The sequence below is a fragment of the Zhongshania aquatica genome, from assembly GCF_027257955.1.
Lineage (GTDB): Bacteria > Pseudomonadota > Gammaproteobacteria > Pseudomonadales > Spongiibacteraceae > Spongiibacter > Spongiibacter aquatica.
Map to the genome: position 1 here is coordinate 92491 of NZ_JANZNQ010000003.1, position 15103 is coordinate 107593.

General features: G+C 48.9%; 10 protein-coding genes. 4 read left to right on the top strand and 6 right to left on the bottom strand.

All coding sequences use genetic code 11. The features are described 5' to 3' along the window. Window positions 1-336: 336 nt before the first annotated feature. Window positions 337-1386 carry a UDP-3-O-(3-hydroxymyristoyl)glucosamine N-acyltransferase gene (lpxD, locus tag O9X78_RS03790; protein ID WP_269618283.1) on the top strand — a complete coding sequence of 350 codons (1050 nt, stop codon included), beginning with the start codon at window positions 337-339 and terminating at the stop codon, window positions 1384-1386. An 87-nt stretch (window positions 1387-1473) separates the two neighbouring features. Here the strand turns inward: lpxD and ppsA are convergent, their stop codons facing one another. Further along, window positions 1474-3846 (bottom strand): phosphoenolpyruvate synthase, encoded by a 2373-nt coding sequence (ppsA, locus tag O9X78_RS03795; protein WP_269618284.1) that lies wholly within the window; start codon window positions 3844-3846, stop codon window positions 1474-1476. A 130-nt stretch (window positions 3847-3976) separates the two neighbouring features. Here ppsA and ppsR point away from each other — a divergent pair, with 130 nt between their 5' ends. The 3 genes from ppsR (at window position 3977) to O9X78_RS03810 (ending at window position 7878) form a co-directional block, all read left to right on the top strand. Then, window positions 3977-4795 carry a posphoenolpyruvate synthetase regulatory kinase/phosphorylase PpsR gene (gene ppsR, locus O9X78_RS03800; RefSeq protein ID WP_269618285.1) on the top strand — a complete coding sequence of 273 codons (819 nt, stop codon included), beginning with the start codon at window positions 3977-3979 and terminating at the stop codon, window positions 4793-4795. Between the two features lie 8 nt (window positions 4796-4803). After that, the gene (locus tag O9X78_RS03805; protein ID WP_269618286.1) at window positions 4804-5997 is read left to right on the top strand and encodes a patatin-like phospholipase family protein; all 1194 of its coding nucleotides are present in this window, start codon (window positions 4804-4806) and stop codon (window positions 5995-5997) included. 81 nt (window positions 5998-6078) lie between these two features. Beyond that, complete coding sequence (locus O9X78_RS03810; RefSeq protein ID WP_269618287.1) at window positions 6079-7878, top strand: thioredoxin domain-containing protein; 1800 nt, start codon at window positions 6079-6081, stop codon at window positions 7876-7878. A gap of 10 nt (window positions 7879-7888) precedes the next feature. Here the strand turns inward: O9X78_RS03810 and O9X78_RS03815 are convergent, their stop codons facing one another. The 5 genes from O9X78_RS03815 to O9X78_RS03835 form a co-directional block, all read right to left on the bottom strand. Then, on the bottom strand, window positions 7889-8335 hold the full coding sequence (locus O9X78_RS03815) for a YiiD C-terminal domain-containing protein (RefSeq protein WP_269618288.1): 447 nt from the start codon (window positions 8333-8335) through the stop codon (window positions 7889-7891). A gap of 4 nt (window positions 8336-8339) precedes the next feature. Continuing rightward, complete coding sequence (gene meaB / locus O9X78_RS03820) at window positions 8340-9311, bottom strand: methylmalonyl Co-A mutase-associated GTPase MeaB (RefSeq protein WP_269618289.1); 972 nt, start codon at window positions 9309-9311, stop codon at window positions 8340-8342. Between the two features lie 77 nt (window positions 9312-9388). Continuing rightward, entirely contained in the window at window positions 9389-11548 is a 2160-nt protein-coding gene (gene scpA / locus O9X78_RS03825; RefSeq protein ID WP_269618290.1) for a methylmalonyl-CoA mutase, read from the bottom strand. Window positions 11549-11741: 193 nt separating this feature from the next. Beyond that, the gene (mce, locus tag O9X78_RS03830) at window positions 11742-12155 is read right to left on the bottom strand and encodes a methylmalonyl-CoA epimerase (protein ID WP_269618291.1); all 414 of its coding nucleotides are present in this window, start codon (window positions 12153-12155) and stop codon (window positions 11742-11744) included. A gap of 54 nt (window positions 12156-12209) precedes the next feature. After that, a complete protein-coding gene (locus O9X78_RS03835; RefSeq protein ID WP_269618292.1) occupies window positions 12210-15053 on the bottom strand; it encodes a biotin/lipoyl-containing protein in 2844 nt (947 codons plus the stop codon). Window positions 15054-15103 lie beyond the last annotated feature (50 nt).

Here is a 15103-nt window from a genome sequence, read left to right on the forward strand (position 1 = left end):
CTATGAATATCTTTTATTAGCGTAGGCAAATTTCAGGGACTGACCAATATGCCCTGACTAGCATCAGTTAATAATCGCCATGTGGATAAAAATACAATGTCATTGTCATAATCCCAACTCTGAATTTATCAATGAGCCAAATTTTCACCAAAATAACTCAGTGCAAAGACACTGCGATGCGTAAAATACCGACAAGGTTGTCAAATCGTCGGTAAATGTGTTTTCCCACAGGATTAGATTCCCTAATTGCACGCAGTATCCACTGTGATTTAGGCCTGCAGTCCCCTTTTTAATCACCAAATAAAATCGCTTAACTCGGGAATCGACGGAGAAATTATGGGTAACACACAAAAAAGCTTGTCAGAACTCGCCTTATATCTTGATGCGGAGTTAATAGGCAATGCAGACCACATGATCTCTGGTATCGCAGACTTACAGTGCGCATCTTCATCTGAGTTATCCTTTATTAACCAAGAATCCTACGCACAGCATTTGGCAACCTCTGCTACCGGTGCTGTAATTCTTAACGCCGAATTCGCCGACAAATACGACGGCAATAAACTGATTGTTAGCAACACCTATCTTGCCTACGCAAAAATATCTGCCTTGTTCGAATCACTTTCCTTACTTGCAGTTGGTATTCACCCGACAGCTGTTGTTGCAGCCAGCGCTAACGTCGATCCGAGCGCCTCGATAGGAGCCAACTGTGTGATCGGCGAGAACGCCAGCATTGCCCCAAACGTTAGACTCTATTCTGGCGTTTCAATCGGCGATAGAGCCAGTATTGGTGAAAACACCCTCATTCATCCCAATGTTGTTGTTTACCATGCTGTAAACATCGGCAAAAACTGCGTTGTGCATAGCGGAACTGTGATTGGCTCAGATGGTTTTGGTTTTGCGCCAAGCCGCGAAGGCTGGCATAAAATTCACCAACTAGGCGCGGTTATTATCGGTGACAACGTCGAGATTGGATCCAATTGTTCAATAGATCGTGGTGCTTTAGGGAATACCGTGATCAATGACGGCGTGATTATCGACAACCTCGTCCACATTGCCCATAACGTCAAAATAGGCAAACGCTCCGCGATTGCAGGCTGTGTGGGCATTGCTGGCAGCGCAAACATTGGTGAAAATTGCACTGTTGCCGGTGCGGTTGCCATCAATGGACACATCGACATTGCCGACAATAGTCATTTTCATGGCGGCACCATTGTTACCAAGGGCAATACCGAAGCAGGTGTTTTTGCTAGCGCGACACCTATGCAAGAGGTTAAAAAATGGCGTCGCAACTCGGTGCGCTACACTCAATTAGACGACATGGCCAATCGAATTAAGCAATTAGAAAAGCAATTGAAAGCCTTGTTGCCGTCAGAGTCAGACGCATAGTCAGGCTTATAAAGTAGAAAGGCCGCATACGCGGCCTTTTTTATGTTCCCACACTCCGCGGGACCGGAATGTAACAACTAGTTCAACTTAAGCTTTTAGCTTCTCTGCTAGGAACAGCCATGTTTCCAATACAGAGTCGGGGTTGAGCGACACACTATCAATCCCCTGCTCCATCAACCATTGTGCAAAGTCTGGGTGATCTGAAGGACCTTGACCGCATATACCGATGTACTTGCCATGCTTTTTACAGGCATCAATCGCCATTTTTAGCAGTGCTTTTACTGCATCGTTACGCTCGTCGAAGAGATGCGCAATCAAGCCTGAGTCGCGATCTAAACCCAAGGTAAGCTGGGTCAAATCGTTGGAGCCAATTGAGAAACCATCGAAGTATTGCAGGAATTGCTCAGCCAGTAATGCATTTGCTGGCAGTTCGCACATCATCACAACACGTAGACCGTTTTCGCCGCGCTTCAAACCATTTGCTTCTAAGAGTTCGACAACTTGCTTGGCTTCGCCTACAGTGCGTACAAAAGGCACCATGATCTCAACGTTAGTGAGATCCATATCGTTGCGAACTTTCTTAAGCGCGCGGCATTCCAGTTCGAAACACTCGCGGAAAGAATCAGAGATATAGCGCGATGCACCACGGAAGCCCAACATAGGGTTTTCTTCAGACGGTTCGTACAAACTTCCGCCAATCAAATGAGCATATTCATTTGATTTAAAGTCTGACATCCGCACGATGACACGTTTCGGATAGAACGCACTGGCGATGGTAGAAATACCCTCCACCAGTTTTTCTACATAGAACTCGACTGGGCTAGCGTAGCCTGCAATACGGCGCTTAACGGCAGCTTGTACGTCGCGGGGAATATCGTCGTAATTCATCAGTGCTTTTGGATGAACCCCAATCATGCGGTTGATGATGAACTCCAAACGCGCCAAACCAACACCCGCGTTGGGGTAGCCCTGGAAGTCAAATGCGCGATCAGGGTTACCGACGTTCATCATGACTTTGAATGGCAGATCTGGCATGGCATCTAGCTTGTTGCGGTTGATGTCGAAATCTAGAATGCCTTCGTAAACCATACCGGTGTCACCTTCGGCGCACGACACAGTAACGGGAGTTCCCTCTTGTAATAACTCAGTGGCATCGCCACAACCGACAACAGCAGGAATGCCAAGCTCACGAGCAATAATCGCGGCGTGACAAGTACGGCCGCCGCGATTAGTCACAATCGCTGATGCACGTTTCATGACCGGTTCCCAATCTGGGTCAGTCATATCAGTAACCAGCACGTCGCCCTGCTGAACCTGATCCATTTCGCTGATATCAGCAATAACACGAACCGGACCCGCGCCAATGCGCTGACCAATAGAGCGGCCTTCGCATAATACAGCGCCCTTTTCCTTCAGCAGGTAACGCTCCATCAAGGTAGTGGATTCGCGGCTTTTCACGGTCTCTGGACGCGCCTGAACGATATACAGTTTGCCGTCATCGCCATCTTTAGCCCATTCGATATCCATCGGACGGCCATAGTGCTTTTCAATAGTCATGGCTTGTTTGGCGAGGCCAAGCACTTCGTCGTCGTTCAGGCAGAACGTGCTGCGATCATCTTCGCTCACATCCACAGTTTCAACCGACTTACCGGCACTGGCGTCACTGCCGTAGACCATTTTGATCATTTTGCTACCGAGGTTACGGCGCAATACTGCAGGACGATCCTTGGCAAGAGTCGCCTTATGAACATAAAACTCGTCTGGGTTAACTGCGCCCTGTACAACGGTTTCACCCAAGCCGTAAGACGCGGTGATAAATACCACGCCATCGAAACCAGACTCGGTATCCATCGAAAACATAACACCCGCAGCGCCGGTATCTGAACGCACCATGCGCTGTATACCTGCTGACAACGCGACGTCCGCGTGCTCAAAACCTTGGTGGACACGGTAGGCAATGGCGCGATCATTGTATAAAGACGCAAACACTTCCTTGATCGCAATCATAATATTGTCGAGACCGCGAATGTTTAGAAAGGTCTCTTGCTGACCAGCAAAGGATGCATCGGGTAAATCTTCGGCGGTTGCCGATGAGCGCACCGCGAATGACATAGCATCATTGCCATCTACCAATTTGGTGTAGGCTGAAACTACCGCAGTGTTCAGCGCCTCAGGGAAGGGTGTTTCTACAATCCACTGGCGAATTTTCTTGCCAACAACGGCTAGATTTTTCACGTCCTCAATATCAAAGCCATCCAGCTCTGCAATAATTCTATCGTTTAGGCCACTTTGTTGCAGGAAGTCTCGGAAGGCATCGGCGGTGGTTGCAAAACCGCCAGGAACAGAAACACCAACCTGCGACAACTGGCTAATCATCTCCCCCAAGGACGCGTTTTTGCCGCCTACGCGGTCGACATCATTCATTCCAAGGTCGTTAAACCAGATTACGTATTCAGACACGTGTATCTCCCATTTTACAAAGCGACCGCATAACGGTTATAAGGGTGCAAAACATTAACACGGGCTATACTAAAGTAAGTAATTTGGAAATTCCCGTCGAAAAACACCGTGCTTTAGGTAAAAAAACTACATGACTCGTCCGGCCTTTTTTATATCAGACAGTACAGGCATCACCGCAGAAACCCTTGGTAGCAGCGTATTAGCCCAATTTGAGAACCAAAAATTCGACCATATCATCGTTCCCTATGTCGATAATGCGCAAAAAGCGCAGTCGGCGGTAGAGAAAATAAATCGAGCCGCCGATGACAGCGGCAAGCAACCTATCGTATTCGATACCCTCGTCAACGAAGATCTACGCGCAATCATCGCCACCAGCCGAGGTTTTATTGTAGACGTGCTGGGGACCTTTGTTAGCCAATTAGAAACTGCGCTAGGAGAGAAGCCCTCGCGCACGGTTGGCCGCGTACAAAATGCCGACAAGGATATGCTCTATAAACAACGCATCGACGCCGTGAACTACGCCTTAGACAACGACGATGGCGCCAGATTAAACCGCTATGACCAAGCTGAAGTTATTTTAATTGGGGTGTCTCGCAGCGGAAAAACGCCAACCTGTCTTTACTTAGCCATGCAGTCCGGGATATTCGTTGCTAACTACCCAATCACTGATGAAGACATGGAAAGCGATCGCCTACCCAAGGCTTTGCTAGATCATCGTAGCCGATTATTCGGACTAACCATTGACGCTGACCGTCTCTCGGCAATTCGTAGCGAACGCAGACCTGATACCCGTTACGCGTCACTCCGTCAGTGCGAAGACGAGCTGCGCCAAGCCGAGGCCATGTTCAAACGATTCGGTATCCCCTACCTCGATATCACCCACGCGTCAGTGGAAGAAATCGCAACACGGGTATTGTTGGACACGGGTTTACGCGGGCATAAACGCTAGTGAGTGCGATGAACAATAACCACACAGTAAACGAAGATGGAATACCGCCCGAACGCAATTACCGTTCAAACACCGCCATGGTGTTACCCGGCGGTGGCGCCCGTGCAGCCTATCAAGTAGGCGTGCTCAAAGCACTTTCAGAAATTCATGGCAAACGCCCTGGCAATCCCTTTCCGATACTTGCAGGCACCTCTGCTGGCGGTATAAATGCAGTTTCTATGGCTGCCGGTGCGCATCATTTCTCCGGCACGGTGGAGAAGTTGGAAATGCTCTGGCGAGACTTGAGCACCGAAAAAATTTACCGTGCAGATTTCTTCGGCGTACTGCGCAACGCGATGCGCCTCGCCTTTTCACTGTTCAATTCCGGCTCCTCCCACACTAAGCCCGTCGCACTCTTAGACAATAGCCCCTTGCGGGAAATTCTGAGTCAACATGTGAGCTTCGAGAATATAGGCCGAAATATTTTAAATGGCGATTTGGACGCGCTCTGTCTAACCGCCATGAATTACACCCAAGGGGTATCCGAGACCTTTTTTCAGGGCGGCCCCCAATACGCGGGCTGGCAACGTTGGCGCAGGCAGGGCTTGGCCACGCCGATTCAATTGCAACACCTCATGGCATCAACGGCAATTCCTACCATTTTTCCGCCAGCAAAATTAGGCCGCGATTACTACGGCGATGGCGCACTGCGTCAATTGACACCGATCAGCCCTGTCATTCATCTTGGCGCCAATCGGGTGCTGGTTATCCCCGCTAACGGCCACAAGCGTCAGTACCCAAAATTACCTCAAGAGATTACGTCACCGGGGTTTGGCCAAATTATTGGCCACCTTTTGAATAGCGCGTTTATTGATAGCATCGAAACCGATATCGAGCGTTTGGAAAGAATCAATGAGCTAGTTCGCATCATACCCGACGAGGACCGCGGCATGATGGGCAAAGAGTTATTACCTATCGACTGCCTTGTTGTCAGCCCCAGCGAAGATATCGACCGTATTGCCGATAAGCACGTCAACGAATTGCCCCGTTCTCTGCGCATATTTTTGCGCCGTACCGGCAGCACTGGTAGCAGCGGTGGCGGCGTGAGTATCGCCAGCTACTTACTATTCACCCCAGAATATTGCGGAAAATTGATTGATCTCGGCTACCGTGACGGCATGGCTCAGCGCGAAGAGCTAGAGGCGTTTCTCTATAAAAAGTGACCATCACTGGAACTGATCGCGCGCCGATAAAATCTGTCACTGCCCCCTCCCCGTAGAAGCTTCACAACAACGGAGCTTTTCATGTTTCACTTTCGCACGTTTTCCTACCTTGTCTTACTTTTATTCTTGAGTGTGATTCGGCCGATATCCGCATCAGAAAATTCAGCCATTGAGTGGCGGGATTGGAGCCCCGAGGTATTTAGCGAAGCCAAGAAATCCGGCAAACATATTATTCTTAATGTTGAAGCTGTGTGGTGCCATTGGTGCCATGTTATGGATCAACAAACCTATAGCGATCCGAACGTAGCCAAAGCCTTAGCCGAAAACTTTATCGCCATAAAAGTCGATCATGATGCGCGACCAGATATCGCCGCCCGCTACCGGGCCTGGGGATGGCCAGCGACTATCTTTTTCAATAGTAATGGCAAGGAAATTGTTAAACGCGCGGGCTATATACCCGCCGAGGGTTTGGTTAAGTTGTTAGCGGCCATTGTCCGAGATCCGTCGCCAGAAAGCACAGCGAAGGAAATCAGCCTTGCGTCAGACAACCATGTGTTAAGCACTGCCAATAAAGCTAAATTGCTGAAAATGCATCAACAAAGCTACGATCCAGACAATGGCAGTCTTAACATTGCGATGAAGTTCATCGACCCAGATTCGGTTGAATATGCATTATTAACCGGCATGAATGGCGATACGAAAGAGTTAGCACGTGCCAACAAAACCTTAAGTAAAGCGCTAAAATTAGAAGATCCTGAATGGTTTGGTTTTTACCAATACTCAACCCATGGCGACTGGGAACATCTGCACTTTGAGAAAATAATGCGCACCCAAACTCGCCATATCAAGCTTTACGCCCAAGCCTACGCTGCGACTCAAAACTCTGCCTATATAACTGCAGCTGAAAACACTGTCACCTATTTAAACCGGTTTATGAAATCGCCAGACGGTGGATATTATACCAGTCAAGACGCCGACTTAATTCAAGGACAAAAGAGCGCCAGTTATTTTGCGTTAAAAGATAAGCAACGCCTTGCCTTAGGCATTCCTCGCATCGATACGCATCGATATACCAAGGAAAACGCCACACTTATTTCCGCCCTTGCGCGACTGTATAGTACGACCGGCACCGCTAAGGTAAGAAATGAGGCTGTCGCCATAGGCCGATGGTTATTAGAGCACCGCCTGCGCGCAAATGGCGGTTTCAACCATGGTGATAGCGACGATAATAGCCGCAACGACAGCAAATTATTCCTGGCTGACAATATCAGCGCACTCGCGGCATTTACCGACTTATATGAAATCACTGCAGATCGACAATGGCTTAAAGAGGCGATTAACTGCGCAGACATTATTCGAGCAAATATTAGCAGTCCGGACATTGTTGGCTTACCCGCTGCGAGTATTGACGCTAGTGATCCTCTCGCCCCCTATATCGATTTAGAAGAAAACATTCAGGCCAGCCGTGCTGTGAACCGCCTATTCCACTTCAGCGGTCGAGATAGTGACAAAACGCTGGCAGACAAGGCAATGGCTTACATCAGCAACAGCGAGGTGATTGCCACCCGCTACACCGAACCCGGTATATTGCTCGCTGACGCCGAATTAAACCGAGATCCCTTACACCTAGTCGTCGTCGGCTCGAAAACTGACGCCAAGGCAGCCGCGCTGTTCCGCGCGGCTTTAGAAAGCTATCAAAGCTATCGACGCATTGAATGGTGGGATCGGAGCGAGGGAGAACTAATGAACCACGATGTTGAATACCCTTCCCTAACTATGGCCGCGGCATTTGTATGTAACGACAAACGCTGTTCAACACCAATTTACAAAGCAGACGAAATTCAGGAAGTCATCACATTAATAGAAGGCACGACGAAGTAATTTTTAACGGCTATTTAACGCCAATAATTGCGTAGAGTCCTTTAAAGCGAACGGCCACTTCGCCGTTGACGATAATCTCAGAACTCAGATTAATCTTGGCTTTACCGCGCTCTTCGAAGCGATCAAAAAAGTGTTGCCAATTTTTCTCTTCAACCGCCACTGAGCTCGCAACTATATCGCCGGTAACGGGCCTGAGGTATTCGATTGAGGCTTCTGCCACCACAATGTCGGGATCTAGGCCGTAATCTACGCAGCGCATATATACCATACCCCAGCAGGCCATTACCGCGACAACGTATATACTGCCGCCAAAAGCCGTCAGTTTGTCGTTAATACTGGGCGCTAAGGGGGCGTGTAATCGCAAGCTACTGCCGTCGTAGTCCTCAACACTGATTTGCATGTGCTGCGCCGTCGGCAAGTATTTAGCAATAAAGTTATCGAGTGCCTCGCCGTTCATATACTTAGGCTTCCGGTTTAAACAAAAGGTTAATCAAGCGCGTAGCCGCCAAATAGGGGGTAGTTTCACCCTCGGTTACCTTATGATTAAGCTCAGGTAATAGCACTTTTACTTCGGGGTTTTGTTTGAGCTTCATGTCGAGCATTTCATGCAGTAGTTTAGTCATCCATTCGCGGGCTTGACGCGAACGTTTTTCCTGCATCGAACCGTTCTTTGTGGCGTCAATTTTAAAGCCACTAATCATGCCCCAAATCGCTTCGATATTTTCATTCTTTAGCGCGGAGCAGCTCATTACTTGCGGCGTCCAGAAACTGTTCTGACGAAGCAAATGTAGGGCATTTTCATAATGGCGGCGGGTTTGCTGGGCGAGGTTAATACTTTCACCATCGGCCTTATTGATCACTAAAGCATCGGCTAATTCGATGATGCCCTTTTTAATACCCTGTAGCTCATCACCCGCATTGGGCAGCATAAGCACCATAAAGAAATCGACCATGCTGGCGACCTCGTATTCTGACTGCCCTACACCCACGGTTTCCACCAGAATAACGTCGTAGCCCGCCGCTTCGCAGAGCAACATGGTTTCGCGGGTTTTTTGGGCTACGCCACCCAAAGACCCTTCGGAGGGCGATGGACGAATAAACGCGTCTTTACTGCGCGACAGCAATTCCATACGGGTTTTATCACCCAAAATAGAACCACCTGCAATCGGCGAACTAGGGTCAACTGCCAATACTGCAACACGTTTGCCTTGGCTTAATAAATACAGGCCAAAGGCTTCGATAAATGTGGACTTACCCACGCCCGGAATACCCGTAATACCAATGCGGATACTATTGCCTGTATACGGCAGAAGTTGCTCCAACATTAATTGGGCTTCGGTACGGTGCTCTACGCGCTTACTCTCTACCAAGGTAATAGCCTTAGCCAGGGCGCGGGAATTGCCGCTTTTTAATGCTTCGATATCTATTGCCATAATAATTTCAAGCTAAACGAAAAACGGGAGACGCAGAACGCATCGGCGCTGAGTCTCCCGTCAAACGTCTGCTTTACTTATGCCTTATATGCTTCGTTAACAGCGTCTAGTACACCGCGTGCGGCCAAAGGAATTTTAGTGCCCGGACCAAAAATACCTTTTACGCCTGCGTCATAAAGGAAGTCGTAATCTTGGCGGGGAATAACACCACCGGCGATCACGATGATGTCATCGGCACCAACTTTCTTCAGTTCTGCGATCAATTCTGGAATCAGGGTTTTGTGACCCGCCGCTTGAGATGACACACCAACCACATGCACGTCGTTTTCCACCGCCTGCTTCGCCACTTCCTCTGGCGTAGAGAACATCGGCGACAAGTCGATATCAAAACCGACGTCGGCAAAAGCCGTGGCGATAACCTTCGCTCCGCGGTCATGACCGTCTTGCCCCATTTTACACACTAGCATCCGTGGGCGACGGCCGTGCTTATCAGAGAAATCTTCGATATCTTTGGTTATGCCCTGCCAGTTTTCGTCATCTTGGTAAGCGCTGCCGTAAACACCAGACACAGTTTGTGCCTGTGCATTAAAGCGGCCGAACTCACGCTCCATCGCAAAGGAAATTTCACCAACCGTGGCGCGTAAACGGGTTGCTTTAACTGCGAGGTCTAGCAAATTGCCTTCACCGCCACAGGCGCATTGGTAAATCGCCTCAAGCGCATCCTCAACCGCAGCTTCATCGCGAGAAGCGCGAATTTTTGCCAGTGCCGCCACCTGAGATTCACGTACCGCATTATTGTCGATATCGAGAACATCAACATCGTCTTCTTCAGACAAGGTGTATTTGTTGACGCCGACAATAACGTCTTCACCACGGTCAATACGAGACTGCTTACGCGCTGCCGATTCTTCGATACGCAGTTTTGGCAGACCTGTTTCAATGGCTTTAGCCATACCGCCCTTTTCTTCCACTTCTTGAATTAATTCCCAAGCGCGGTCGGCGATGTCTTTGGTCAAGGATTCCATCATGTAAGAACCACCCCAAGGATCAACGACCTTGGTAATGCCGGTTTCTTCTTGAATAATTAACTGAGTATTACGTGCGATACGCGAAGAGAACTGGGTTGGCAGTGCAATCGCTTCGTCCAATGCATTGGTGTGCAGTGACTGGGTACCACCGAAAACAGCTGCCATCGCTTCGATAGCGGTGCGGACGATATTGTTGTAGGGATCTTGCTCAGTCAGCGACCAGCCAGAAGTTTGGCTGTGGGTACGCAGCATTTTTGAGCGCGAATTCTTTGGTTCAAACTCGCTAACAATTTTTGACCACAGCAAACGTGCAGCGCGCATTTTGGCAATTTCCATATAGAAATTCATACCAACGCCCCAGAAGAAGGACAGACGGCCAGCAAACTTATCGATATCCAAGCCCGCAGCGATCGCGGTGCGGATGTATTCCTTACCATCAGCTAGCGTATACGCCAGCTCTAGCGCGGCGTCAGCACCGGCTTCTTGAATGTGGTAACCGGAAATTGAAATGGTGTTGAATTTCGGCATATTGTCGGAGGCGTAAGCAATGATGTCGCCGATAATTTTCATTGAGGGTAGCGGTGGGTAAATGTAGGTATTCCGCACCATGAATTCTTTAAGAATATCGTTCTGAATAGTACCGGATAGTTGATCTTGACCCACGCCCTGCTCTTCTGCAGCGACAATGTAACCAGCCAGAACCGGCAATACCGCGCCGTTCATGGTCATGGATACCGACACTTTATCTAATGGGATCTCGTTGAATAGGACTTTCATGTCTTCAACAGAGTCAATCGCCACTCCAGCTTTACCCACATCGCCAGTTACACGGGGATGATCCGAGTCGTAACCGCGGTGAGTAGCAAGGTCGAAGGCGACAGATACACCCTGTCCGCCCGCGGCCAAGGCTTTGCGATAGAAGGCGTTAGATTCTTCAGCAGTTGAGAAACCCGCGTACTGTCGAATCGTCCAGGGACGACCGGCATACATTGTTGGCTGCGGGCCACGAATAAAAGGTTCTACACCCGGTAAGGTGTTTGTGTACGGCAGATCCTGAGTATCTTCTTTGGTATATAAAGGCTTAACGTCGATACCTTCTGGGGTATGCCAAACTAAATCATCTAGCGTCTGGTTGCCTTTGGCGAGGGTTTTATTCGCCATTGCTTTCCACTCTTCTACGGAAGTCTCGGGAGCTTTGTAGTCAGCCATACTAATACCTGTCTGTTTTCAATGAGGGTCAGTGTTTGGTGGCTCTGAATACGTATTCATTTTAGCGCTGGCGACATCAACGAGATGCGAACCCTGCCAGAACAAAAATTTACGATAATTCAGAGCGTCCTTAGTAAAACGCGATCGTGCCGCTTATGTGCATCACCACCTGTTGCGCGGCATCTATCGAAAATCAGTGGTGATCATCTCCTGGCTGACTTAACTCGATGAGTACGCCGTCGCAAGATTTAGGATGAATAAATATAACTTGGCAATTATGCGCACCCAGTGACGGTGCGTCGCTGAGAAATTGGTAACCTAGACCCTTCAACCGCGCGACGTCGGCCACGATATCGTCGGTGCTAAAGCACAAATGGTGAAGACCACCAGGCTTTTTCTCCAGATATTTAGCAATGGGACCTTCGCCACGCAGCGGGCTGACAAGTTCAATGCTAGTTGATTTAAGGGGGAAAAATGCAGTTGAGGTCTTCGCTGTTTCTACCTCTTCAGTCCCTTCGTAAGTGAGGCCAAAGTCTTCTAAAAAGCGTTTTATTGCTTTTTCTAAGTCGGGTACTGCAACTGCAATGTGATCAAGTCCGGTAATCATCTGAATACTCCTAATGTTTCAAAAAGGCCGGCAGCGCACCACCGGCCAATGCCATTACTTCAGGGTCGCTAAAAACTCGATGGTTTTAGCGCGACGTGCCTCGGCAATTTCCTCAGGGGTTTCCATGACGATTTTTTCGTCTGGGATGATTTTGAACAATGGCTGACCTTTCTTAATGATCACCCCATCGCCTTCCACCAACACTTTATCGATGGTACCGGCAAATGGCGCAATAACTTTGTTGAACATTTTCATTACTTCAACAATGTACAGGGTATCGCCAGCTTCGAAATGATCGCCAACATTAACGAACACGTCCATGCCCGGCGCTTCGCGTGGATAGTACATACCGCCGCTAGCAGCCAATACTTCATCTGACTTCGCCGCTGGTGGTGGAACAAGTACCTTCGCCATACGTTTTTGCAGAGTTTCGTCGGTCAATCGATCTGGAATCGTAATACTCAAATCCGCATTGACACTCAGTTCGAAGAAACCCGTTTTATCTGCAATATAAGCCAATACAGACAGTACTTCTGTACCCGACATGTAACCAACGTGCGCGCTGCGCACCGCCGCCCACTCGTCAGCGTCAATCCCTTTTGGCGCCTTATCTGAGGCAAGTAGCGCTTCAAGCGCAGGGAAGTCCGCCGCGTCTACTTTCTCGTTCAAGGTTTTGTAGAAGCTGACCGCAGCACTCAGGATCTCGTGGTCGTGATCCCAGATCATGTAACGGGCGGGTTTGCCAGTTTCAAAATCCATATTTAGGAAGTGGTACAGCTTCTCTAATAGCTCAATGGGGTTAACCGCCCATTTAATCTTACCTTTTTCAATGCTCAAGCTGTCTTTGTTCATGCTCAGCCAACCCGCCATATAGTGCGGTTCGGCAAATAGGCGCTCCAACGGACGAATCATCAGCAATTTCTTGGCATCTAAGGCCGCAGCCCATGCGCCAGCATTGGCGCCAGCTTCACTAACATAGCGCTGGCGAATTTCATCGTAGGCCACATCCAAATCAATTTGGTTTGCCTGTTCTTTAAGCAAACCAACCGCCGTCAGATAAGGAACAATAAAGCGTGTCGAAGGACGCGCATTGATCCCATTGCCGATAAACCAGTGAACAAGACCATAGTGGAATTCAAGGTTTGTCGACAAATCCTTACCACGCAGTTCAGTGCGGCGCAGAATTTCCGCTAAGCGCTGGTAGCTGCTTAGGCGGGTATCACCGGTAGTGAGCAGCAAAGCGATGTTTGAGTCATACGCACCAGCAAGGTGGTATTTCATGAATACATCGGTATCCGGGTTGTGGGTAGAAATGCCTTGATCGTCACGGATTTCACCGGGAATCGCGTTGGACCAGTTTTCGATAACGCCGCCAGCATGAGGTTGCAATGCTTGGTTGGTGGCGTTCATACGCGCTTCAACAGAGGTTTTCTCACGCAGAATACGAGTTGGTTTAGGTAGATTTTTGCCATGACGTGCCAGCAGTACCATAACCTCAACTAAACTCTCGGCAATAAAATAATCGCCAGAGTCGTCAGGGTTGGTGAACTTGAGCTTGTAGCAAAGTTCTGTCACGCGATGCTCGACCTGAATACGGGTATTCATTTCCATGAAGTAATGCGATTCGCCATCGACAATACATTCAAACGTGCCCACAGAATCCAGTTTTACCGCTTCACCAAAGACAGCGCCTTCTTCTTCCATACGCTGCAAAATAACCAAGTCTTTCTTTAGTTGCTCGGCCTCGGCTTTGCTACCAGCAGCTTCGGCTACTTTAATTGCCGCTTCCAGCTCTTCTTCAGTGACTGACACTTCGAGAAGCTTCTGCTCATGCATCTGCAAAGAACAGTCGCGACCGCCCATGGTCATACACCATTCGCCATTACCCACTACCTGAATTTCCTGGTGGCGAGTTGTGTCGATGTTCATTTCGATAAGGACGTTTTTATTGTCGCCCACACCGTTGGTTTTCAACTCGATCAGACACTCTTGTACCAATGACGGTACTTTAGCGACGGCCTTTTCAAGCTTCTCTTCAATCGTCGCACCCTCATAGGAGTTTGCAGATTGCAAAATACGCTGACCTTTACCACCGCCACCAGCAATCGCTTTTAAGCGGAAGCGGTTGTTCGGCTTTTCTGCCAACATGCGCTTGGCTTCAACTTGCAGCGCAAGTCCGATATCAGCGGCAGTTATAATATCGATACCCGCCGCATATGACGCAGCTAACAAGGCTAGCGCTTGCTCTTCAACGTCTTTGCAGGCCGCGAAATCCACGCTCAGTTTGTTGTCTTTAGCGCATTTCTCAAGACCATCGGTGCCGTACTTGGCAAAGAGAGCCAAACTTGTCGCATTGTTCACACCAGGAGTAACCGATACGCCGGTTTCCAGGGCGGTACGCTTTGCTTGGTCTTTCATACCGGCAGACTTTTGGGTGTAAGAGCACGGTCCGATAAAGTTCAGCCCGGCCTTTTCCATAGACTCCACCATTTCGGCGTCTTCGGACATAAACCCATAACCAGCGAAGATTGCGTTGTAGCCGTTGTCGTAAGCAATGCGGATGATTTGCTGAATACGGCGAACGCGCTCTTCTTTGGTGGCACCGGTGTAGTCCGGTACACGGTGAACCCGATCTGGATCGGTCAGCGTGCGCAGCTCAGGTGCCAATGCGTTGGTGTAAGTGATTGAGTCTTTTTCAGAAAGCAAAATACCGTAGTGGTGAATGCCCATTTCATCGAAGACATCCATGGCTTCCTTACGGATTGGGCCACGGCAAATTATTAATGGTTTCAAATCATTACATGCGAAACTTCTAGTCCATGCTGTGTTTGATTTGGCCAGTTGACGGTCCTTATGCACCATCGGATTGTTTAGGTAGTAATTGTTACTTGCTTGCACGTCGAATAACCTCGTTAGCGAATCGTCTAGAGTCAATGAATTACGGAACA